The organism is Streptomyces sp. NPDC059142, from assembly GCF_042755665.1.
Taxonomy (GTDB): Bacteria; Actinomycetota; Actinomycetes; order Streptomycetales; family Streptomycetaceae; genus Streptomyces.
This window is the reverse complement of the sequence record NZ_JBHZDA010000070.1, coordinates 1-22,500: the sequence shown is the minus strand read 5'-3', so window position 1 is coordinate 22,500 and position 22,500 is coordinate 1. Positions and strand designations below refer to the sequence as shown.

At 71.4% G+C, this 22,500-nt stretch carries 20 protein-coding genes and 1 pseudogene; 15 read left to right on the top strand and 6 right to left on the bottom strand.

Annotation, left to right across the window (positions count from 1 at the left end; all coding sequences use genetic code 11):
* Positions 1–66: 66 nt before the first annotated feature.
* Positions 67–1,008, bottom strand: a complete 942-nt coding sequence (locus ACFXPK_RS23165; RefSeq protein WP_385078226.1) for a diacylglycerol kinase family protein — start codon at positions 1,006–1,008, stop codon at positions 67–69.
* Positions 1,009–1,236: 228 nt separating this feature from the next.
* On the opposite strand from ACFXPK_RS23165, the gene ACFXPK_RS23160 reads away from it, so the two are divergent.
* The 3 genes from ACFXPK_RS23160 to ACFXPK_RS23150 all read left to right on the top strand — a co-directional run bounded on the left by ACFXPK_RS23160 (position 1,237) and on the right by ACFXPK_RS23150 (position 5,204).
* A complete protein-coding gene (locus ACFXPK_RS23160; RefSeq protein WP_384993352.1) occupies positions 1,237–2,520 on the top strand; it encodes an adenylosuccinate synthase in 1,284 nt (427 codons plus the stop codon).
* A gap of 201 nt (positions 2,521–2,721) precedes the next feature.
* A complete protein-coding gene (locus tag ACFXPK_RS23155; protein ID WP_385078223.1) occupies positions 2,722–4,830 on the top strand; it encodes a PrsW family intramembrane metalloprotease in 2,109 nt (702 codons plus the stop codon).
* 8 nt (positions 4,831–4,838) lie between these two features.
* Positions 4,839–5,204 carry a hypothetical protein gene (locus ACFXPK_RS23150; RefSeq protein ID WP_384993357.1) on the top strand — a complete coding sequence of 122 codons (366 nt, stop codon included), beginning with the start codon at positions 4,839–4,841 and terminating at the stop codon, positions 5,202–5,204.
* A 124-nt stretch (positions 5,205–5,328) separates the two neighbouring features.
* Here the strand turns inward: ACFXPK_RS23150 and ACFXPK_RS23145 are convergent, their stop codons facing one another.
* The 3 genes from ACFXPK_RS23145 to ACFXPK_RS23135 all read right to left on the bottom strand — a co-directional run bounded on the left by ACFXPK_RS23145 (position 5,329) and on the right by ACFXPK_RS23135 (position 8,887).
* A complete protein-coding gene (locus ACFXPK_RS23145) occupies positions 5,329–6,024 on the bottom strand; it encodes a lytic polysaccharide monooxygenase (protein WP_385078220.1) in 696 nt (231 codons plus the stop codon).
* A gap of 209 nt (positions 6,025–6,233) precedes the next feature.
* Entirely contained in the window at positions 6,234–6,956 is a 723-nt protein-coding gene (locus ACFXPK_RS23140) for a hypothetical protein (RefSeq protein WP_385078217.1), read from the bottom strand.
* Between the two features lie 152 nt (positions 6,957–7,108).
* Positions 7,109–8,887 carry a serine/threonine-protein kinase gene (locus ACFXPK_RS23135; RefSeq protein WP_385078215.1) on the bottom strand — a complete coding sequence of 593 codons (1,779 nt, stop codon included), beginning with the start codon at positions 8,885–8,887 and terminating at the stop codon, positions 7,109–7,111.
* A gap of 275 nt (positions 8,888–9,162) precedes the next feature.
* Between ACFXPK_RS23135 and ACFXPK_RS23130 the strand changes: the two genes are divergently transcribed.
* The 5 genes from ACFXPK_RS23130 (at position 9,163) to ACFXPK_RS23110 (ending at position 15,815) form a co-directional block, all read left to right on the top strand.
* Complete coding sequence (locus ACFXPK_RS23130; protein ID WP_384993366.1) at positions 9,163–10,557, top strand: aspartate aminotransferase family protein; 1,395 nt, start codon at positions 9,163–9,165, stop codon at positions 10,555–10,557.
* Positions 10,558–10,843: 286 nt separating this feature from the next.
* Positions 10,844–11,536 (top strand): GntR family transcriptional regulator, encoded by a 693-nt coding sequence (locus ACFXPK_RS23125; RefSeq protein ID WP_384993369.1) that lies wholly within the window; start codon positions 10,844–10,846, stop codon positions 11,534–11,536.
* Between the two features lie 146 nt (positions 11,537–11,682).
* Positions 11,683–14,313, top strand: a complete 2,631-nt coding sequence (locus ACFXPK_RS23120) for a glycosyltransferase (protein ID WP_385078248.1) — start codon at positions 11,683–11,685, stop codon at positions 14,311–14,313.
* Between the two features lie 253 nt (positions 14,314–14,566).
* Entirely contained in the window at positions 14,567–15,217 is a 651-nt protein-coding gene (locus ACFXPK_RS23115) for a hypothetical protein (protein ID WP_384915734.1), read from the top strand.
* A gap of 199 nt (positions 15,218–15,416) precedes the next feature.
* A complete protein-coding gene (locus ACFXPK_RS23110; protein WP_384993371.1) occupies positions 15,417–15,815 on the top strand; it encodes a DUF488 domain-containing protein in 399 nt (132 codons plus the stop codon).
* Positions 15,816–15,887: 72 nt separating this feature from the next.
* On the opposite strand, the gene ACFXPK_RS23105 is transcribed toward ACFXPK_RS23110, so the two are convergent.
* A complete protein-coding gene (locus tag ACFXPK_RS23105; RefSeq protein WP_384993374.1) occupies positions 15,888–16,712 on the bottom strand; it encodes an SLATT domain-containing protein in 825 nt (274 codons plus the stop codon).
* Positions 16,713–17,047: 335 nt separating this feature from the next.
* Here ACFXPK_RS23105 and ACFXPK_RS23100 point away from each other — a divergent pair, with 335 nt between their 5' ends.
* The 3 genes from ACFXPK_RS23100 to ACFXPK_RS23090 all read left to right on the top strand — a co-directional run bounded on the left by ACFXPK_RS23100 (position 17,048) and on the right by ACFXPK_RS23090 (position 18,714).
* Entirely contained in the window at positions 17,048–17,383 is a 336-nt protein-coding gene (locus ACFXPK_RS23100; protein ID WP_384993405.1) for a YbaB/EbfC family nucleoid-associated protein, read from the top strand.
* Between the two features lie 70 nt (positions 17,384–17,453).
* A complete protein-coding gene (recR, locus tag ACFXPK_RS23095; RefSeq protein WP_384993377.1) occupies positions 17,454–18,053 on the top strand; it encodes a recombination mediator RecR in 600 nt (199 codons plus the stop codon).
* On the top strand, positions 18,046–18,714 hold the full coding sequence (locus tag ACFXPK_RS23090; RefSeq protein WP_384993379.1) for a DUF5063 domain-containing protein: 669 nt from the start codon (positions 18,046–18,048) through the stop codon (positions 18,712–18,714). Before recR ends, ACFXPK_RS23090 begins: the two co-directional genes overlap by 8 nt.
* A 20-nt stretch (positions 18,715–18,734) precedes the next feature.
* Here ACFXPK_RS23090 and ACFXPK_RS23085 read toward each other — a convergent pair whose 3' ends face one another.
* Positions 18,735–19,169, bottom strand: coding sequence for an ATP-binding protein (locus tag ACFXPK_RS23085; protein ID WP_385078209.1), 435 nt, complete (start codon positions 19,167–19,169; stop codon positions 18,735–18,737).
* A 79-nt stretch (positions 19,170–19,248) separates the two neighbouring features.
* On the opposite strand from ACFXPK_RS23085, the gene ACFXPK_RS23080 reads away from it, so the two are divergent.
* The 4 genes and pseudogenes from ACFXPK_RS23080 to ACFXPK_RS23065 all read left to right on the top strand — a co-directional run.
* Positions 19,249–20,082, top strand: coding sequence for a helix-turn-helix domain-containing protein (locus tag ACFXPK_RS23080; protein ID WP_385078206.1), 834 nt, complete (start codon positions 19,249–19,251; stop codon positions 20,080–20,082).
* Positions 20,079–20,279 carry a DUF397 domain-containing protein gene (locus tag ACFXPK_RS23075; RefSeq protein ID WP_385078203.1) on the top strand — a complete coding sequence of 67 codons (201 nt, stop codon included), beginning with the start codon at positions 20,079–20,081 and terminating at the stop codon, positions 20,277–20,279. Before ACFXPK_RS23080 ends, ACFXPK_RS23075 begins: the two co-directional genes overlap by 4 nt.
* A gap of 321 nt (positions 20,280–20,600) precedes the next feature.
* Positions 20,601–21,713: a hypothetical protein gene (locus tag ACFXPK_RS23070; protein WP_385078200.1), complete on the top strand. Its 1,113-nt coding sequence runs from the start codon at positions 20,601–20,603 to the stop codon at positions 21,711–21,713.
* A gap of 319 nt (positions 21,714–22,032) precedes the next feature.
* A pseudogene (locus ACFXPK_RS23065) lies at positions 22,033–22,500 on the top strand (hypothetical protein); the annotation flags it as partial.

The window sequence follows — 22,500 nt, the reverse complement described above, 5'->3', positions numbered from 1 at the left end:
ATCGGACGCTGAGGGTAACCGCCGCGCTGACCAGGGAGAAGACGTACCCCCGGTGGAGGGGGGGCGTCAGCCGCCGGGCCGGCTCCCGCAGGGACCGCCGCCGGGACCCGCGTACGCCCCGGCCACCGCGGGGCCGCTCCCCGCGCCGGTGGGCAGGGTCAGTCCCCAGGCACCCGGCCGCAGCGTCCAGGTCCTCGTACGGACCGGACCGGCGACCCGGGCGTCCGCGCGGTAGCGGAAGTCCGCGCCCGAGACGGTCACGGACAGGGCGCTCGCCCGCACCGGCTCGGCCGCGCCGCGCGTCCTGATCACGACCTCCGCCCGGCCGCCGCGCGACCGCACGATCACGGCCTCGACCGGTTCGTCGAGATCGCTCAGCACGACACCGTCCGCCTCGACCCGCAGCCGGTGCGTGTGGACCGCGAGGGCGTGCGGGACGGGGCGTACGAGCGTACGGACCAGGGAGCGGCAGGTGTGCCAGACCGAGGCCACGGCGGGCGCGACCCCGGCGCCGCCGCCGTTCGGATCGCGGGCCGCGCTCCCGGGCCCCGGATGCCCCGGGAGCGCCGGAATCCGCAGATCGCCCAGCACCACCCCGTCGCTGTCGTCGACCAGCAGGTCCAGCCGGCGCACCGCGCCGTCCAGCACCGCCCGCGCCGCCGCCACCGCGCCCGTCGGCACGCCCAGCGAACGCGCCAGCTCCACGGAGGCGCCCACCGGCACCACCGAGAGCGCGCCCGCGGTCAGCTCGCGCTCGCGGTGCAGCAGCGAGACCATCCGCAGCAGCGCCCGGTCGTCGCCCACCAGCACGGGGCGCCGGCTGCCGCGCCGGGCCAGGGCCCGCGCCAGCTCGTCGGGCCCCTCGGGGAAGCAGATCTTCACCGCCGCACCCCCGCTGAGCACGTCTCTCGCGATCCGCACCGATTCGCCGTCGGTCCGGCCGGCGACCGGGTCGATGACCACCAGAAGCTGCTGCGCGCCGTTCTCGGCGGGCTCCGGAGCCGACACCTCGGTCCTTCCTCGGGTAGCATCTTTGTGCAAGAGCCCCTTGCGCTATTGCGCCAGGGGCTTCGTCTATTCCGGGGCATCCGGTTCGACGGTCAGGTCTGTGTCGTACAACGCTGTGCGATGTCGCAGGCACGGATCACGCATGGTTACGGCGTACTCACGCCGTACGAACGGCGTTTGTGCGCTCCCTGACCTTGGACATGCCCCGCCCGGAAGGGGTGTACGCCTGTGCCCGCACTTGTGCTGCTCGGTGCTCAGTGGGGTGACGAAGGCAAGGGAAAGGCCACCGACCTGCTCGGTGGTTCCGTGGACTATGTCGTGCGCTACCAGGGCGGCAACAACGCCGGCCACACGGTCGTCGTGGGCGACCAGAAGTACGCACTGCATCTCCTCCCTTCCGGAATCCTCTCCCCGGGGTGCACCCCGGTGATCGGTAACGGCGTGGTGGTCGACCCGGCTGTCCTGTTCTCCGAGCTGAACGGTCTCGACGAGCGCGGTGTCGACACGTCGAAACTGCTGGTCAGTGGCAACGCTCATCTGATCACGCCGTACAACGTCACGGTCGACAAGGTGACGGAACGGTTCCTCGGCAAGCGGAAGATCGGCACGACCGGGCGCGGCATCGGCCCGACGTACGCGGACAAGATCAACCGCACCGGCATCCGCGTCCAGGACCTCTACGACGAGTCGATCCTGGCGCAGAAGGTCGACGCGGCGCTGGAGTCCAAGAACCAGCTCCTCGCCAAGGTCTTCAACCGGCGGGCCATAGAGGCCGACAAGGTCGTCGAGGAGCTGCTGACCTTCGCGGACCGTCTCAAGCCGTACGTGGCCGACACGACGCTGATTCTGAACAACGCGATCGACGAGGGCAAGGTCGTCCTCTTCGAGGGCGGCCAGGGCACCCTGCTCGACGTCGACCACGGCACGTACCCCTTCGTCACCTCGTCCAACCCGACGGCGGGCGGCGCCTGCACCGGCTCGGGTGTCGGGCCGACGAAGATCAACCGTGTCATCGGCATCCTCAAGGCCTATACGACGCGCGTCGGCGCCGGACCGTTCCCCACGGAGCTCTTCGACGAGGACGGCGAGGCCCTGCGCCGCATCGGCGGCGAGCGGGGCGTCACCACGGGCCGCGACCGCCGCTGCGGCTGGTTCGACGCGGTGATCGCGCGCTACGCGACCCGGGTCAACGGCCTGACGGACTTCTTCCTCACCAAGCTGGACGTGCTGACCGGCTGGGAGCAGATCCCGGTGTGTGTGGCGTACGAGATCGACGGCAGGCGCGTCGAGGAACTCCCGTACAGCCAGACGGACTTCCACCACGCGAAGCCGGTGTACGAGTACCTGCCCGGCTGGTCGGAGGACATCACGAAGGCGAAGACGTTCGCCGACCTGCCGAAGAACGCGCAGGCGTACGTGAAGGCGCTGGAGGAGATGTCGGGAGCCCCGATCTCGGCGATCGGCGTGGGCCCGGGCCGTACGGAGACGATCGAGATCAACTCGTTCCTGTAGATCCCCGGTTCCGGTAGCCCTCCTCGGGCTTCCTCGCACCGCTCCCCCGCACCGCACCGCCCCGGCCCGGACACGGCGCCGGGGCGGTCGTGTTCTGTCCGAGGCCCTGTTGCGGACGCGAGCGAGCGTCTACTCTGAAATTCGCGTTTGCGAATGCGAGGGTCATGGTCCGGGGCGTGGGGGGCTCGCGTGGTGGTGGTGATGACGGCCGCGGCCGTCTGGGGTGTACTGCAACTGTTCGTGCTGTCCTGGCCGGCGCGGTCGGTACGGCTGTCGACGGTGCTGCTGGCGATCGTGGTCGGTGTGTACGGATGCGGCGTGGTGACGGCGCTGCTCCAACTCGCGTACACCCGGCTCTACGCGGACGGGTCGGGCCGCTCCCTGGCGGACGTGACGGACACGACCGGTTACCTGGTGGCGCCCTGGCTGGAGGAACTGGTCAAGGTCTCCCCGCTGTTGCTCGCCGGGCTCAGCCTGAAGGTCCGCAGGCAGTGGGGACTGACCGACTTCGTACTGCTCGGCGCCGCGCTGGGCGCCGGGTTCGGGCTACTGGAGTCGGTGCTCCGGTTCGGTGTGGACGCGGACCGCGCGATCGCCAGGCCCGAAGGCGGCTGGATCGTCCCGGACAGCATCTTCCCGCCCTATGTCCCCGGCCCGGAGCAGGTGTTCAGCGGCTGGCTGCCCGCTCCGTTCGGCCAGTCGGCCGCAGTCGGTCCGCCGGCGGCCGAGACCTTCGACCACCTCGTCTGGACGGCGGCGGCCGGACTGGCCGTCGGCCTGCTGTGGCGCACCCGCTCGTGGGTACGAGCGCTCGCGGTGGTGCCGACGGGGTTCGCCGTACTCCACCACACGGTCAACAACTATGTGGCCCAGAGCCCTTCCGGGCAGGCGGGGGAGCGCGCGCGGGAGTGGCTGGAGACGCTGGACGCGGGTGTGTGGGCGGTCCCGCTGGTCTGCCTGGTCGTCGCCGCGGCCGTCGATCTGCGCCATGTCCACCGAGGCAAACGCACCGTACCGGGCGTACTGCTCGCCGCGGAGCGGGCCGACGGGGACAGTGTGGCGGCGCTGCTGCACTACTCCACCTGGTCTTTTTCCCTGCCGCACGCGTGGCGGCGGGTTCCGTGGAGCCTGCTGATCGCCCTGCGCTACGTCGGTCTGCGCCGCTCCCTTCTGTACGCCACCGCGGTCGGCCCGTCCGCTGACACCGACGTGCTGCGCCGGGCGGTCGCGGGCATCACCGCCCGGATGGACGCCTCGGACCACCACGACGCGTGGCGCTCCGAGGAGATACGTACCCGGCTCACGGCGGTCAGGGCCCGCGGCGCCCGGCGCAGATGGCTGATGCTCGTCCCGTGGGTCCTGATGCTCCCCTCGCTGCTCTACCTCGGCGTCGGCTCGTTCACCGCCACCGCCGGGCTCCAGGAGTTCTTCGCGACCGGCGCGGGCCCCCGGATCCTGCTGGGCTTCGGCGTCGCGGCCCTGGTCTGGATCGCCTGGCAGCTCGTCCGCCTGCTCCGCACCGCGCGCGCCGCCTCGGCCCAGCCGCTCGGCGAACTGCTGGCCGTCCACCGCTTCCGCCTGGGCACCGCACTGGGCGCCGCCACCGCGGGGTCCCTGCTCCTGTACCGGGGCCTGGGCACCGCCGGCCCGGAGGGCAGGGCGATCACCACCTTCCATCTGCTCGACGCGCTCGACACGTTCCTCGTCCACCTCGGCTTCGCGCTCCTCCTGCTGTCGCTCCTCGCCCTGTTCCCACCCGGCGGCCTCGCCCTCGCGGGCGTCGGCGGCGCGGGCGGGATGGCCGCGATCGGCGCGGTCACGGCCGAGGCCGCGATCAGCGGGGCCCTCCTCGGCACGGCGGGGGTCGTTCTCATGGCGGCGGGCGCGGGGGGCCCGGGGGCGGGAGGGGAAGGGACGGGGAACAGGAGGGACGAGGGGGAGATCGACGAGTCGGAGAAGGCGTTCAACCAGAAGGAGCGGAAGATCGCGGATCTCCTCAAATCCGAGGGGAAGAAGGTCAAGGCCCAGGCGGAGTCCCGGGAATCCGGAGTGCGCACCGCCGACGCGGCCGTCGACGGAGTGCAGACCGAATTCAAGAGCCTCGATCCCGGTGCGACGTCGAACACCGTGAAGAATCAGCTCAATTCCGCCAAAGGGCAGGCCCGTGATGCCGTTCTCGACAGCCGGGGAAGCGGGCTCGACGAGGAAGCGGCCAGGGAAGGGCTGGGGAAGTTCCTGCGCAACAACCCTCCTGGGCGCATGGATAACATCAGGATCGTCGGCGACGGATTCAACATCACCTGGCCATGAGGAGAACGGTGAGCGCGTACCACTACATTTTCATCCAGCCCGGCCACCCGGTCGAAAAAGTGGTGTCCGATATTTCCGCGGCGTGCGGTGCGCATCTCGCGCAGGGGTCCGGTGGTGGCGAGTACGGTGCGTCGCTCGGTTATGCCGCGGTCGAATACGAACAGTCCCATGAGTACGACGACGACTTCGGCATCCCTTTCAGTACCTACGAATCCGTGATCACGATCCGCGACTTCGACCGGACCTTGGAGAGGCAGGAGCTTCTCGCGGTCCGGATCTACCAGAACCTGGCGGCCCTGGGCACCTACTCGCTGGCGCTCGTGTTCGATCTCCAGCGGCTCCTGGACTCCTCGGTGGTCCGTCGGCAGAGCTGAAGCTCTCCCCGGGCGGGGTCCGAGTGCGCCGCCGCCCCTCCGGGCGCCACGAACGGGCGCCGCACCGGGGTGCGGCGCCCGTTGTCCTTGTGTGGGGGGACGGGTGGACCGGGGTGGGGCCGGGTCAGGAGATGGTCACGTCGCTGCACATGAAGAACGTCTGGTCCATGTGCGATGCCTGCCAGATGGTGTAGACGACGTGCCGTCCGGTGTACCCCGACGTGGTGACGTCGATGGGGTAGTACTCGGCCGGGGCGTACGCGGCGGTCCGTTTGACCAGTTGCATGTCGCTCCAGTTCAGCGGCTGGGTCGTGGGGTCGAGACCCTGCCTGCTGACGTAGACCAGGATGTAGTCGGCGCCGTGCCGGGCCTGGTCGTACAGGTTGATCTTGAAGTTGCTCTTGATGCTGGTCGTCTTCCACGCGCCGGGGACGTCCATCGAGTTGTAGCGTCCGCCCTCGGTGTGGCCCGCGCTGCACAGCTGCCCGTTCGGGATGACGGCCTGGAAGTTACCGGCGGCGCCGTTGCGGTAGAGGCCGTTCCAGTTCCACATGGCGTTCGTGTTGTCCTGCCACGCCTGCCAGCACATGGGGTCCTGCGTGGCCATCGCCGGGTTCTGGAAGTCGCTGCCCCAGCGCAGCCAGCAGCCGTAGTTGCGGGAGGCGGGGTCGATGACCGAGCCGTGGGCCGAGGCGGTGCCGACCGTGCCGATCAGGCAGAGCATGACGGTGGAGAGCAGCCCCAGGACGCGCAGGAGCCAGCGCTTGGTGTGCCGGGGGCGGGTGGCGCGGTCGAGCCTTAAGTGCTCATGACAATCCATGATGCGGTCTCCATCTTCCGGGTTGGGGGGGTGTGGGGGATCCGGTTATGGGAGCGCTCCCAACGTACTGCGGGACGGCGCGGCGTCATAGAGCTGAAACAAATGGAGTTCAACTCTCCTCGGTGTACGAGGTGTTCGGTCACCCTCACGCGAACGCGGCGCCGGGCCGCCCGTACCGTCTGCTCCGCGGCGGCGCGGCCGGCGGTCCGTCACATGAGCCGGGCCATCTGCGCCGCCGTCACCGTGGGCGCGATGGCCACGCTCGCCGGGTCGAAGGGGTTCATCGCGTAGAAGAGCGCCACCGTGTCCCCGGTGCGCACCAGCGTGTACTTCAGCGGGAGCCTCTCCCCGTCGAGCGTGCCGGTCAGTTCGAAGGCCAGCGACTCGTCCAGTCCCGCCGGGCCGTTCTCCGCCTCGACCTCCGAGTAGACGTCGCGCCCTTCCTCACCGTCCGCCGCCGTCGTCGTGAAGCCGCCCTCGCAGGCGGACACGGCCTCGCCGAGAGCGGCCAGGGCCCGCGCGGCGCCGCCCCGCGGATAGGAGGACAGGGCCACCAGCACGGCCGGCGCCGTCCGGTCCCGCGGCTCCGAGGACGCGATCAACTGGCGGTAGACGGTGTCCGAAGGGGAGCCCGCGGCGACCGTTCCCACCAGGTCCGCGATCGGCTGGCAGGCCGCCTCCGACGCCGTCACCGCGTCGGTGGCGCGCACCTCCGCCGCGGTCGCCCCGGTCACCTCGAAGCCCTCCACCTCGGCGACGATCAGCTTCTCCAGGCTGTCCGCGGCGTCGGCGGGCGTCTCGTGGGACTGCCCCTTGCCGTCGCTCCTCCCCGTCCCCCCGCAGGCCGCCACGGAGCCCAGCGCCGCCAGGACGGCGGAGACGACGGAGAGGGCGCCCAGCGCACGCCGGAACCGGGCAGAGGTGTGGAGCATGAGAGGGGCCTTCCGGACTCCGGTGACGCTCCGTGCGCGGTCGCGTACGGAACTGCCGAGGCTACCGCCGGCCCGTCACCCGGAACGCGGGTACGACGGTCCGGAGACCCGGGCAGGAGGGGACGGCCGAAACCCCCGCCGGGACGGCTCCTTCAGTCCGTTCTCGTGTACGTCACGGCCTCCCCGGCCGTCGTCACCCGGCGCAGGCTCCCGTCGGGCAGGATCGTCAACTCGGTGGCGGGACCAGGGGAACAGGAGGTCATCGGCTCCCCGGAGACCACCTCCGACGGGCCGATCCGCAGTGGGGCGCCGTCCGGCGGCGGGGCGGTCAGCGGGGCCTCGAAGACGCAGTGGTACCCGCCGGAGCCGTCCTTCGGGCCGTCCGCCGTCAGGGTCAGGACGGTGTCGCCGCTCTCACCCTGCCGGATGACCAGCGTCCGCGTGCTGCGCCCCGAACCGCCGTCCACGGTGGCGTCCCAGGTGCCGAGGTAGGAGGACGGGACATCGCCGGGACCGGGCGCCGGGTCGGAGCCCGAGGGGGTACCGGACGGCGCCGGGGACGAGCCCGCCGCGCCGTCCGTCCGCGCCCCGCCGCCGTGCATGACGGCGTACACCGAGCCGCCCGCGCCGATCGCGACGACCACCGCGACGGCGATCAGGGCCACCGTGCCGCGCACATTGCGCGCCGCCGGGTCCGGCGCCGGACCCGGCGCCGGGGTGTACGGGGGAGTGGGGCCGTAGGGCGTGGCCGGGGTGGCGCCGTCCCCGGGCCGCGGATAGCCGTAGCCCGGGTACGGTCCCGGCTGCGGATAGCCGTAGCCGGGCGGCGGGGTGGCCGGTGGCGGCGTGGCGGAGGGCGCGGGGGCCGGGCCGGGCGCCGCCGGGTCGTTCACCACCTGGGTCCCGTGCGGACCGTGCGCCCCGTATGCCCCCGGGGCCCCCGGCGCCGAAGGGCCGCTGTCCGTCCCCGGCACAGTCCCCGGCACCGTCTCCGGGGGCCGTACCGTCCCCGTCGGGTCCTCGTGCTCCAGCAACCGCACCGCGTGCTGCCCCAGTTGCGCCAGCAGCCCGCCCGGCAGCCACGGTTCCCCGCCGGGACCCGCCCCCGAGTCCTCCGCCTCTCCCACCCGGGCCAGGATGTCCCGCGTGGTCGGCCGCTGCGCCGGATCCTTGCGCAGACAGTCGCGCACCAGCTCCAACAGGCCCTCGGGCAGCCCCGACAGGTCCGGTTCCTCCTGCGCGATACGGAACATCAGCGCGTGCACCCCGGTGCCCGTCCCGCCGAACGGCAGCCGTCCCGTCGTCGCGTACGCCAGGACCGAGCCGAGGCAGAAGACGTCGCACGCCGCCGTCACCCGGTCCCCGCGCACCTGCTCGGGCGCCATGAAGCAGGGCGAGCCCACCAGCGCGCCGGTCCGGGTCAGGCTCTCCTCCCCCACCGTCTCCAGCGCGCGGGCTATCCCGAAGTCGATGACGCGCGGGCCCTCGATCGTCACCAGCACGTTGGACGGCTTGAGGTCACGGTGGATCAGCCCCGCCGCGTGGATGTCCTGGAGCGCGTGGGCGAGACCGGAGGCGAGGATACGGACGGAACGCTCCGGCAGCGGCCCGTGCCGCCCCGACACCACCGTCTGGAGCGAGGGGCCCGCGACATAGCCGGTGGCCAGCCACGGCACGTCCGCCTCCGTGTCGGCGTCGAGGACCGGCGCCGTCCACGTCCCGCCGACGCGCCGCGCCGCCGCCACCTCCTGGCGGAACCGGCCGCGGAACTGCTCCTGTTCGGCCAGCTCCCGCCGGACGAGCTTGACCGCGACCGTACGGCCCCGCTCGGAACGCGCCAGATAGACCTGGCCCATCCCGCCCGCGCCGAGGCGGGCCAGCAACCGGTAGGAACCGATGTGCGTGGGATCTCCTGCTACCAGTCCGTCCATGGCCGCGCGGCCCCTCCCGTACGCTGTACGCCGTACTCCGTTGACACCCCATTGTGGTGGCGCGCCCGGATCATCTCCCACCGAGGGGGAGCGGATCGAGGGGGAGCCCGTGGACCGACCGGGGCGAGCCGGCGGACCGACCGGGGCGGGCCCGCTCGGCGGCGGCCGGCCGGAGCGGGCGGGGGGAGCGGACCCGACACAGTGCCGACCGGCGCCGCCCCACCCATACATCCTGGCCATATCCGTCCCATCCGGGACCTCCCTAGGCTGGTCCCATGACCGCACACGCCGCCCCGCACCCCACCTCGTACGAAGACCCGCACGCCGCGGCCCCGCACATCGGCGCCGCGGTGAAGGCCGCCGACCGCGCGCACGTGTTCCACTCCTGGTCCGCGCAGGACCTGATCGACCCGCTCGCCGTCGCCGGCGCCGAGGGCTCCTACTTCTGGGACTACGACGGCAACCGCTACCTCGACTTCACCAGCGGTCTCGTCTTCACCAACATCGGCTACCAGCACCCCACCGTCGTCGCCGCGATCCAGGAACAGGCCGGCCGCCTCACCACCTTCGCGCCCGCCTTCGCCGTGGACGTGCGCTCCGAGGCCGCGCGCCTCATCGCCGAGCGCACCCCCGGCGACCTCGACAAGATCTTCTTCACCAACGGCGGCGCCGAGGCCGTCGAGAACGCCATCCGGATGGCCCGCCTCCACACCGGCCGCCCCAAGGTGCTCTCCGCCTACCGCTCGTACCACGGTGGCACCTCCACCGCGATCAACCTGACCGGCGACCCGCGCCGCTGGGCCTCCGACAGCGGCACCGCGGGCGTCGTCCACTTCCACGGCCCCTTCCTCTACCGCTCCGCGTTCTACTCCTCCGACGAGGCCGAGGAATGCGCCCGCGCGCTGGAGCACCTGGAGGCGACGATCGCCTTCGAGGGCCCGGCGACGATCGCCGCGATCATCCTGGAGACGATCCCCGGCACGGCCGGTGTCATGACGCCGCCGCCCGGCTATCTCGCGGGCGTCCGGGAGATCTGCGACCGGCACGGCATCGTGTTCGTGCTGGACGAGGTGATGGCGGGATTCGGCCGTACGGGAAAGTGGTTCGCCGCCGAGCACCACGATGTCGTCCCCGATCTGCTGACCTTCGCCAAGGGCGTCAACTCGGGGTACGTGCCGCTCGGTGGCGTGGCCATCTCGGCCGCCGTCGCCGAGACCTTCGCCACCCGCCCCTACCCCGGCGGACTCACCTATTCCGGCCATCCGCTGGCCTGCGCCGCCGCCGTCGCGACGATCCAGGTGATGGCGGAGGAGCGGATCGTGGAGCACGCGGCGCACATCGGCGAGACGGTCCTCGGCCCCGGCCTGCGCGAGCTGGCGGCGCGTCACCCCTCGGTGGGCGAGGTGCGGGGCACGGGGGTCTTCTGGGCGCTCGATCTCGTACGGGACCGGGAGACGCGCGAGCCGCTGGTGCCGTACAACGCGTCGGGCGAGGCGAACGCCCCGATGGCGGCCTTCGCTGCGGCGTGCAAGAAGGGCGGCCTGTGGCCCTTCGTCAACATGAACCGTACGCACGCGGTGCCGCCCTGCAACATCTCCGAGGCGGAGGCGAAGGAGGGGCTGGCCGTCCTGGACGCGGCGCTGACGGTCGCGGACGAGCACACGGTGTAGAGCCCGGCCCGGCGCCCGGCTCCGGCCGGTCCCGCGCGCCCGCGGGGTCCGCGGGGTCCGCGGGGTCCGCGAGGTCTGCGGGGTCCGCGGGGTCCGCGGGGTCCGCCGGTCCCGCGCGCCCGCGGGCCCGCTCGCGGAACCACGGAATCCGGACAGGTCCGGGGTCGAATCCGGCCCCGGGCCAGGTCAGGAGGGTGGCCACGCCCCCGTCCGGGTCCACGGCGGCCCCGTTCCTCCCCACCCCCTGGCTTAAGGTGTCGGAAGCCGGACGAGGGGACGGAAAACCATGCCCGCCAGCGGAGCTGTCACCCGCAGTACTTTGCGGCAGCAGATCGCGGACGCGCTGCGTGACGAGGTGCTCGCGGGGCGTTTACTGCCGGGGCAGGAGTTCACGGTCAAGCAGATCGCCGAGCAGTATGGGGTCTCGGCGACGCCCGTCAGGGAGGCGTTGGTCGACCTCTCGGCGCAGGATCTGCTCGACTCCGACCAGCACCGGGGCTTCCGGGTCCACCAGTTCTCCGTGACGGACTTCCGGGGCATGGCCGAGGCGCGCGCCCTGGTCGTCGGCGCCGTCTTCGGCGAACTGGGCGGTGAACAGCTCGCCGTCAGGGCGCAGGGCACCGCGCTGGTCTCCGTACGGCGCCGGGCGGAGGAGGCGGCGCGCGCGGCCAGGGCCGGGGACCTGAACATCCTCATCGGGTACGACCTGCGGTTCTGGCGGGAGCTGGGCGCCCTGGTCGCCAACCCGTACGTCGCGGAGTTCCTGCACCGGCTGCGCGTGCAGGCCTGGGTGTTCTCCGTACCGTTCCTGCGGGCGGAAGGCGGGGCGAAGGCCTGCGCCACCTGGCTCTGGAACGGCTACGAGCCGCTGGTCGACGCCCTGACCCTCGGCGACACGGCGGCCGTACGGGCCGTCATCGGTGACTACGACGACCACTCCCTGAGGTGGGCGGACCGCTTGGAGCGCCCGCGGATATGACGACGGAAGAGACCCACGGCGCGGACACGGGCGCCGGTACGGACGTGACCGGTACGGACGTGACCGAGACGGGTGCGGATCCTGGTGCGGACACGGGTGCGGACCCCGGTGCGGACCCCGGTGCGGGCCCGGGCGCGGACCCGGGCGTGAGCGTGGCCCCGCACACCGGCGGCCTCGTCGACCTGACCGTCGTCGTGCCCGCGTACAACGAGGAACGCCGTCTGCGCCCCACCCTCGACGCCATCCGCGACCATCTGCGCGCCGACCCCGACCGCTGGGGCGAGTGGGAGCTGATCGTCGTCGACGACGGCTCCACCGACCGTACGGCCGAGGTCGCCGCCGAGGCCGCCGCCGACGAGCCGCGCATCCAGCTCGTCAGGAGCGTCCGCAACCGCGGCAAGGGCCACGCCCTGCGGCAGGGCGTGCTCGCCTCGTACGGCCGGCGCGTCCTGGTGACCGACGCGGACCTCGCGACCCCGATCGGCGAACTCGACCGGCTGGACGAGCTGCTGGCGGCGGACGACGACGCCGGCGCGGCGATCGGCTCGCGCGCCCATCCCGACGCGCGGATAGAGGTACGGCAGCTCGCGGTGCGCGAGTGGCTGGGGCGGCTCGGCAACCGGCTGATACAGCGCGTCGCGGTCGACGGCATCAGCGACACCCAGTGCGGCTTCAAGCTCTTCGACGGCGAGCGGGCACGGGCCGCCTTCGCCGACTCGCGGCTGGACGGCTGGGGCATAGACGTCGAGATACTGCGCTTCTTCCGGCGCTCCGGATGGCCGGTGACGGAGGTTCCGGTGCGCTGGTCGCACCAGCCGGGCTCGAAGGTACGGCCGCTGGACTACGGCAGGGTGCTGCTGGAGCTGGCCCGGCTGCGGGTCGCCCGCGGCGGGGCGTCCGGGGACGGCGGCGAACAGGGCGGCGTCCGGGGCGCCGTCCGCCGCTGGGGGCGCCGGCACCGCGCGGACCTGGCCGTCGCCGGGGTCTTCGTCCTCGCCTCCTTCTTCCTCTACAAGGGGCTGTGGGCGGACCTCGACCGCGGATACCTCGCGGACGCGGGGTCGGACCAGAACCAGTGGGAGTGGTTCTTCGCGGTCACCGCGGACAACGTCACGCATCTGCGCAATCCGCTCTTCACCACGATCCAGAACTTCCCCGACGGCGTGAACCTCATGGCGAACACCGTCATGCTCGGGCTCTCCGTACCGCTCACGCCCGTCACCCTCGCGTTCGGCCCGGTCGTCACCTGGGCGCTCGTCCTGACGCTCGGGCTCGCCGCCACGGCGTTCACCTGGTACCGGCTGTTCGCGCGCCGGCTGACCAGCGACCCCCGGGCCGCCGCGCTCGGCGCGGCGCTGGCGGCGTTCGGGCCGCCGATGATCTCGCACGCCAACGCGCACCCGAACTTCCTCGTGCTGTTCATGATCCCCGTGATCATCGACCGGGCGCTGCGCCTGTGCGAACCGGCCGCGAAGAACGGGAAGAGCGGGAAGGACGGCAAGGACGCGCGGGACGGGAAGCCGAGGACCGTACGGGACGGGGTCCTGCTGGGCCTCTTCGCGACGTACCAGATCTTCCTGGGCGAGGAGCCGCTGCTGCTCGCCGTGATGGGCACGCTGCTCTTCGCCCTCTCGTACGCCGTCGTACGCCGCGATGTCGCGCGGGCGGCGCTGGGCCCCCTGCTGCGCGGGGTCGGGGTGGCGCTGCTGGTCTGTCTGCCGCTGGTGGCGTTCCCGCTGTACTGGCAGTTCCTCGGCCCGCAGAGCTACCACAGCGTGCTGCACGGCGACAGCGCGGGCAACAGCCCGCTCTCCTTCCTGGAGTTCTCCGGGCGGGCGCTCCTCGGCGACGAGGCGACGGCCGACGCCCTGGCGATGAACCGCACCGAACAGAACGCCTTCTACGGCTGGCCGCTGATCTCCCTCGCGCTGGGCATCGTGGTGTGGCTGTGGCGGCTCGCGGTGGTGCGGGCGCTGGCGTTCACGGCGGTGGCGGCGGCGCTGCTGTCGCTGGGGCAGCGGATCCGTATCCCCTACACCGACGTGGTGTTCCCGGGCCCGTGGCGGGCGCTGGCGCACCAGCCGCTCTTCGAGTCGGTCATCGAGTCGCGGGTGGCGATGATCTGCGCGCCGGCGCTGGGCGCGCTGGTGGCGCTGGCGGTGGCGCACCTGGTGGACGCCCGCTCCGTACGGGCCGCGAGCGCGGTACGGGACGCGGAGGGTTCGCCGGCCGTGTGGCGGGAGCGGGTGCCGCGCCGTCACCGGCTCATCGGTCTCGGGGTGGTGGCGGTGGCCCTGCTCCCGATCGTGCCGACGCCCCTGCCGGTACGGGAGCGGCCCGAGGTGCCTCGGTTCTTCACCGAGAAGATGTACCGCGCGTACGTCACCGAGGGCGAGTCCGTGGTCCCCGTACCGCTGCCCGACCCGGGCAGTGCCGAGGCGCTGCACTGGCAGTCCTCGACCAGGTTCGGATTCTCCGTGCCGGGGGGCTACTTCAACGGGCCCTGGGGCGAGAACCGTATGGGCATCTACGGTGCGCCCGCCCGCTACACCTCCTCCATGCTCCGTGACGTCCGCTACAGCGGCCAGGCGCCGGTGATCGACGACCGGTGGCGCGCGCAGGCACGCTTCGACCTGGACTTCTGGAAGGGCGGCGTGGTGGTGCTGGTGCCGCAGCCCAACGACGCGGCGCTCTACGAGACGCTGGAGAAGCTGTTCCAGCGGCCGGGGAAGCGGACCGGCGGGGTCTGGATCTGGGACCTTCCGCCCAGAAGGTGACCGGCTGCGGTTCCTGGGTATCGATCGATACCGGATGACCGATGCCGGATGGATGATCGATACCGGATGATGGGGACGCGATGATGCGGGCCGACGGGCCCTGGGGCGCGGGAGGGGCCGCCCGGCCGGTGTCGGTTTCGAGTCCGGCGGTGGCCGCGGGCCCGTCGGGCCCCTTCGCCCGACGTGGCTGCCGCATTACGCTGTCCCGACCATCGCGCGCACGCGTACGAACCCGTTGGAGAGCGAGCCTCCCTTGGCCTGTGACCTGTGGTTGGTCCCCCTCGTCGATGTGCTGTGCCACAGCCCCGACAATCCCTTCGCCGAAGAGATCGCCGTCTACGACAAGGCGCTCGGCGAGGCCGGGCTGCCGTCCGTTCCCGTCTTCGCCTACATGCCGGGCCTCGCGGGCGATGTCGCCCCGGTCGCCGGCTTCGACTACGACGCGCTGCACTTCCTGCGGCGTGTGTACCTGCTCCAGCTCTGCGGCCTGGCGGTGACACCCGTCGGCGAACTGGGCGGTGACTACGAGCAGTTGCTGGAGATGTTCGAGTCGACCGCTCAGCAGTCGCATCTCGTCTGGCACTACGACCACGCGGGCGCGTATGTCCCCGTGGACTTCGACCTCCCCCTCTCGAACGAGGAACTCCTCGCGGGTGGTGGCCCGTTGGGTTCGACGCAGGGGCTGCTGCGCGAGCTGGAGATCGTCGGCCCGGCGATCGGTATCGACCCGGCCAACCCCCCGTCGGCCCCGACCCCGCCGGACCGCCCCACCTCGCTGGAGGAACCGGCGGCCTCGATCCCCTACGACGACAGCCCGTTCGCCCGGGAGCGCCATGTGTGGCTGGGGCTGCACGCGGCGGCCACCAGGAGCCTGGGACAAGGCTCCATGATCATCTTTAGCTGACCGCTCGCCCGGCCGGTCGTCCGGCGGGCGACGGCGGCAGTGGGTACGGGGGCCGGTGAACAGCCGGCCCCTCTCCCGCGCTCCTCCGTGTCCCGCGCTCATCCCTGTCCCGCGCTCCTCCGCCGAACCCTTCTGGCGAGTTCTCGACACCCGGCGGCCAGAAGTCGCAGGGGCGCCCGCCCACGGGCATGCTCGAACGATGGAGCGCGAAGAAGAAGCCACGCCGACCGGGGCCGGAGCGACGGTCCGGGTCAAGCGGGTGTACGAGGAGTGGGCCCCCGAGGACGGCACCCGCGTGCTGGTGGACCGGCTCTGGCCGCGCGGCCTCGCCAAGGAGGACGTACGGCTCGACGAATGGGCCAAGTCGGCCACCCCGTCGCCCGAGCTGCGAGCCTGGTACCACGAGCGGATGGACGAGCGGTACGAGGAGTTCTGCGCCCGTTACGAGGCCGAACTGACCGCGCCCGAGCCCGCGCGGGCCCTGCTGCGCCTGCGGGAGCTGGCCCGCTCCGACACCCCGCTCACCCTGCTGACGGCGGCTAAACACCTGGGCCGTACGCACGCGGACCTGCTGGCCCGCCTGGTGGCGGCCCCGTGACCCCGTGACCCCGAGGCTCCAGGATCTTGTGCCCCCGTGACCCCGTACCCCCGTGACCCCGTGACCTGCGGTTCAGCGGGTCTCGGGCGGGCGCTGCCTGGGCATGTTCGGGCGGGCGCCCGGCGGCAGCGGGAAGCGGCCCAGCGGCGGTACGGGGCCCTCCCCGCGGGCTCCGCCCATCGGCATCGACTGCATCACCAGCGGCGCGGGTCCGGAGCGGAACTCGACCATCCAGTCCGCGGTCTCCGCCCGCACCAGCTCCGTCACGTCCTCCGTGAACCGCCGCAGCACCCCCAGGCACCGCTCCGCGGCCTCGCTCGCCGTGCCCTCCGTCGGGCCCAGCACCTCCCGTACGCACTCCGAGGCCCAGTCGAACTGGAGCGTCTGGAGCCTGCGCTGCACCGCCTGCGCGGTGGCCACCGCGCGCATCCACCCGGACGTCAGCCCGAAGTACCGGTCGCACCCCACGCACGCCGCGCCCAGCAGCAGCGAGAAGTACCCCCATCCCGCCGCCCCCGCCAGCGCGCCCGTCAGATCCACCAGCGGCAGCGTCGCGCCCGCCGTCACCCCGAGCGCGGTGGCGGCGCGCAGGACGCGGGCGAAGCGGCGCTTGCGCACACGGTCGGCGAGGTACCAGTCGACCGTGCGCAGCGCGCCCGTCTCGACCCAGCGGTACAGCTCGTCGAGGCGTTCGGCCGGCTCGGCCCAGTCGCCCTGCGGGAAGGGCCCGCTGATCAGGTCGCCGTACGGCGGGCCGCCGACATCGCCGTCGCCGGAGGGCTCCGCGGGGCCGGGACCCGCGCTCCCGCCCACGGCCGCGCCCGTACTCGCGTCCACGCCGGGTGAGGCGCCCTCCTCCCGGGCGGGGCCTCCGGGCTGCATCTCCGGCTGGCTCACCGAGGCACTCCTCTACGGTCTGCTGTGACACTGAGTGACGTGCACCATCCACTGGGGCGGACCGCGCTCCTGGTGCGCTTCGCACATGCGTGCGGGCCGATACGAGGCGAACAGGATGATCCACGCATGATGATGTGGTCGCAATTCCTACCGCCAAATGGTGGGCCGCGCGGCCGAAATCCCGGCTTTTTCACCCCTGTCAGGGGTGTGAACAGGTAGAGGAGCCGTCGGGCACTCACCCGAAAGAGTTGGTCCCGGTGGGGTGGGGCGCGGTACGCGGGGACCACGTAGGCTCGCCTTACAGGTACATCGTCGTCGAAATGCCAGGAGTGACCGTGATTCCCGGTGGTGGTCAGCCCAACATGCAAGAGCTGCTCCAGCAGGCCCAGAAGATGCAGCAGGACCTCGCGCGTGCGCAGGAGGAGCTGGCGGCGACCCTGGTCGAAGGCCAGGCGGGCGGAGGTCTCGTAAAGGCCACCGTCAACGGCTCCGGTGAGCTGCGCGGCCTGGTCATCGACCCGAAGGCGGTGGACCCGGAGGACACCGAGACGCTGGCGGACCTGGTCGTCGCGGCCGTCCACGCGGCGAACGACAACGCGCAGCAGCTCCAGCAGGAGAAGCTGGGCCCGCTCGCCCAGGGCCTCGGCGGTATGCCGGGCCTGCCCTTCTAAGACTCGCCGGTACCAACTAGCGTACGTACCACGTGGACACGTACGCATTCGTGGCAGGAAAGGCAATCCGTTGTACGAAGGCGTGGTTCAGGAGCTGATCGACGAACTGGGCAGGCTGCCGGGCGTCGGTCCCAAGAGCGCGCAGCGGATCGCCTTCCATGTCCTCCAAGCTGAACCGACCGATGTCCGCCGCCTCGCGCACGCGCTCCTGGAGGTCAAGGACAAGGTGCGGTTCTGCGCGGTCTGCGGCAACGTCGCGCAGGAGGAGCACTGCGGGATCTGCCGCGACGTACGCCGGGACCTGACCGTGATCTGCGTGGTGGAGGAGCCCAAGGACGTCGTCGCGATCGAGCGCACCCGGGAGTTCCGCGGGAAGTACCACGTGCTCGGCGGCGCGATCAGCCCCATCGAGGGCGTGGGCCCCGACGACCTGCGGATCCGTGAGCTGCTGACCCGGCTCGCGGACGGGACGGTCACCGAGCTGATCCTGGCGACCGACCCCAACCTGGAGGGTGAGGCCACGGCGACGTACCTCGCCCGCATGATCAAGCCGATGGGCCTCAGGGTCACACGTCTGGCCAGCGGTCTGCCCGTCGGGGGCGACCTGGAATATGCCGACGAGGTCACGCTCGGGCGTGCCTTCGAGGGGAGACGACTTCTCGATGTCTGACGCAACGCTGCACGCCGTCGACCAGGATCCGGACGACTTCGCGGTCCAGATCGCCGACCAGATCGAGAGCTTCATCGTCGCCGTCACGGAAGTGGCCAAGGGCGATGAGCCGGACAGCGCCGTACCCTTCCTGCTGCTGGAGTTCTCGCAGCTCATGCTGGCCGGTGGCCGGCTGGGCGCACACGAGGACATCCTTCCCGACGAGCGGTACGAACCGGACCTGGGCCCCGAGCCCGACGTCGACGACCTGCGCGAGCGGTTCGCGGTGATCCTGGAGCCGATCGACGTCTACTCCGAGGTCTTCGACCCGTACGAGCCCCGCAAGGCGCCCGTGCCGCACCGTATCTCCGACGACATCGCCGACGTGGTCACGGACCTGCGCCACGGTCTGGCCCACTACCGCGCGGGGCGCACGACCGAGGCGCTCTGGTGGTGGCAGTTCTCGTACTTCTCCAACTGGGGCTCCACCGCCTCGGCCACCCTGCGGGCCCTCCAGTCCCTGGTCGCCCACGTCCGGCTGGACCAGCCCCTCCCGGCGCTGGACGGCCTCGACACGGACCAGGAGCTGACGGAGGCCGCGGAGGAGGCCCTCGCGGAGGAGGCGGGCCGCGTCATGGCCGAGGAGATCGCGGGCCCGCTGGGGCTCCGTACGGTCAGGTGACGGGCGCCGCCCGTCCTTGATCATCCTGGCGGCCTGACGTCCAGCTCGAACCACACGAACTTTCCGAACGGCCGCTCCCCGACCCCCCACCGCGACGCGATCGCCTCCACCAGCAGCAGACCGCGCCCGGACTGATCGTCGTCGGCGGGGTGCCGTACGCGCGGGCGGCGCCGGTTGGCGTCATGGCACTCGACGCGTACGCGCGCCTCGTCGGCGTCGATCCTCAGCAGGAACGCCCCGCCGGCGGGCACGCCGTGCCGTACCGCGTTGGTCGCGACCTCAGAGACGCAGACGAGCACGTCGTCCAGCGAACAGGCACCCCGCGCGCACGCGTCGCGCAGCACCCCTCGGACGAAGGCCCGCGCGGCGGGAACGGACGCGGCCGAGCGCGCGAACCGCATCAGGACGACCGACGCGGGCGGGGGCACCCGGACGGGGTCGATTGCATCGTTCATGGTCACAGAGTGGTGGGGCGTGATTACGCTCGGAAGCGACAGAGGGGATACGCGAGCGCTGTATCAGGAGGCGTGAACGGTGTTGTTCCAGAACGCGGGGGGCGGGGCCCATGAACAGGCCCCCGTCGTGTGGCGGTACGTGGGTGATCAGATCAAGCGGTGGCGCATGAGGGCCGGGTTGAGTCGCGAGGAACTGGCCGTCGTCGCCAACTACTCCCCGGACACGATCAAATCCATGGAGCAGGGCGCGCGGATGCCGACGCCGAAGCTGCTGGACGCGGCAGATGACCTGTTCCATGCGGAAGGGCTGCTGAGCGCGGGGAAGCAGTATCTGCGGAAGGACCGTTTTCCGTTGCGTGCGCAGGAGGCCATGGACGCGGAGGCAGAGGCGGTGAGCATCTGGTCGTACGAAGTGGCCCTGGTGCCAGGGCTGTTGCAGACGGCCTGCCATGCGAAGGCGATGTTCATGGGTAACTGCCCCGTGGTGTCCGAGGAGGTGGCGGAGGAGCGTCTGCGGGGACGTCTGGAGAGGCAGACAATTCTCACCCGGACGCCGCCGGTGGAATTCAGTTTCGTCGTGTACGAAGCGGTGCTGCGCTGCCCGATGGGTGGACGGGACGTGCACAGGGACCAGTTGAAGCACCTGGTGGATGTAGCGCAGTTGCACAATGTCTCCTTGCAGGTACTGCCGTTCGAGCGGGTCGTGTCCTCGGCACTCAGCGGCCCGATTGTTGTGATGCGGAACGCCGCGCACGAGAGTTCGGGTTATACATCGGCTCAATCGCTCAGTGAGTTCATGCCCGTACCGGAGCAAGTCAGTAAGTTGGTGGAGCGCTATGGCAGGATCCGCATGGAGGCGCTCAGCGCCCAGGAATCGATGAACTTCATTACCCGGGTGGCGGATGAACTATGAAGAATGCCCGCAGCGACAGCGTCCTTTGCTGGCGCAGGTCCTCGTACAGCGACGAGGAAGGTGACCTGTGCGTCGAGGTGGCGGTCTGCCCCTCCGCCGTCCATGTCCGTGACTCGAAGCTCACCGCCGGCCCCGAGCTCGCCGCATCGCCCGCCGCCTGGGGTGCGTTCGTCGCGTACGCGAGCCGCCGCGCCTGAGTCGACCCGTGCCGGACGGTCATTTTCTCCATCGGGGCGCGGGGATGCGAGTCGGGGGATGGCGAGGGGATCGCCGCAGGTCGTCCCGGAGCTTGAGCCCCGGGTTCCGGGCCCCGGGCTTCGAGCCCTTTCCCAGGGATGGGGCGGTTGAGGGAAACCCAACCACCCTCCCCAACCCTCCGCTGACGAGCGAATATGACTATCTGTGTTCGGGTTGCGTCAGAGCGTGTCGAGCGTTTAGGTTCGCCACGTAAAACGGCTCCGGCGGTGCGCCAACACCATTCCGGAGCCTGACCAGCGAGTCGAATGCGAGTTTCGATCGTGGCTTACGTCCACTCTAGTGCTGCCCTGCCCGCGTCCGGGCACCCCTTCGCCAACCCCGGTTACGGCAAGCGCTCCGCGCCCGACCAACGCCCGCGTGGCGAGGCCGACTTCGCACATCTGCGCACGAGGGAAGCGGCGATTGCCGCATACATCGATCGTCTGCCCGAGGGTTCAGCCATCGGCTACAAGGCGCTCGCCGCGAACGTCGCCGACTATGGCCAGCAGGCCTGCGGCAAGGCGCTGCGCTTCCTCTCGGACGCCGGTCATCTGCGCCGGGTCAAGGAGCACTTGGCGCTGGAGGACAACAGCTTCCGCTGGGTGACGCACACGTACTTCTCCCGTACGGCCAGGGACGACGAGTGGTGGAAGGCGTACGTCGACGGCCTGCGCGGGATCGACCTCACCGAGCTGGAGCGGCGGTTGCGCGAGGAGGCGGTGGCCGATCCCGCACCGGGCGCGCACCCGGAGTCCCGCGCGGCGGAGCAGCCCGTACACGACCCGGAACCGGCACCCCCTGCCGCCGCGCCCGCGCCCGCGTCCATCGCGTACCGCACCCTCGCGCGCCTCGGCCGTACCGAACCCCGTATGACCCTGTCCGCCGCCGAGTGCGCCGCGCTCGAAGCGCTGGCCGCCGAGTGGCTGGCGCGTGGGGCCACGCCGGACCACATCACCCGATCCCTGACCGCCGGGCTGCCGCAGCCCCTGCACAGCCCCGGCGCGATCGCCCGTACCCGACTGGAGAGCAAGATGCCGCCCGAGCCGAGCAGTACCAGCGCACCGGCCCACATCACCCGTGCGCTGATGACCTGCATCACCTGTGAGAACGACGAGTCGATGACGCTGCTGGTCGGGGGTGTCTGCGTCGAGTGCCGGGAGGAGATGACGGCGTACGACGCGGCCGAGGAGACGGGCCTGGTCATCGACGCGATCCCCGACACGTTCCGCGCGATCCCCGCCCAGGTGGATGTGGCCCGCCGCGCCGACGAACTGCGTGCGGCGGCCGGTCTGAGGGCCCGGCCGGTCCCCGAGCCGGTCCATGGCGAACAGGTCCGTGCCCGGGTCAGGGCGCTCGGCAGCGGCGGCGGTACGTCGGCTCGGGCGGGCGCATGAGTCCTCGGAGAGCCCTGGCCTGGGCACCATGGAGGGAAGAAGACGACACCATGACCCCCAGGACCCGCTGACCGGCCGTGAGGGACCCGGCGCGGTGCGCACACGCGTGACGTGGGCCACGTTTCCGCGTGTGACCGGCGAATGGGGGCATGCTTCCTCATCGAGCGGCCGTGGACGCCCGGGGTGATCACGGAGTGAGCGGGACATCTCACGATGTGATATAGACGGGTCGTCCGGCGGCCGCTCGTTAAACTGAGCCGACAGCAGCGATGTGCCGCGACGCGCGGTGCTGTAGCGATGGACTGAGCGAGGAGCGCACGTGGGCCTTGTCGTGCAGAAGTACGGAGGCTCCTCCGTAGCCGATGCCGAGGGCATCAAGCGGGTCGCCAAGAGGATCGTCGACGCCAAGAAGAACGGCCACCAAGTGGTCGTCGTGGTGTCGGCGATGGGTGACACGACGGACGAGTTGATCGATCTCGCCGGGCAGGTATCCCCGATCCCTGCCGGGCGTGAGTTCGACATGCTGCTGACCGCGGGAGAGCGGATCTCCATGGCCCTGCTGGCGATGGCGATCAAAAACCTGGGCCACGAGGCCCAGTCGTTCACCGGCAGCCAGGCAGGCGTCATCACCGACTCGGTCCACAACAAAGCGCGCATCATCGATGTCACGCCGGGCCGGATCCGGACCGGGGGGGGGGGGGGGCGGGGGGACCGAGCTCTACACAAAGGGCCGCGTGGGCGGGGGGTGCGCTCAGGTAAGAACTCTAGAAGCGCGAGCGGGGGCGCG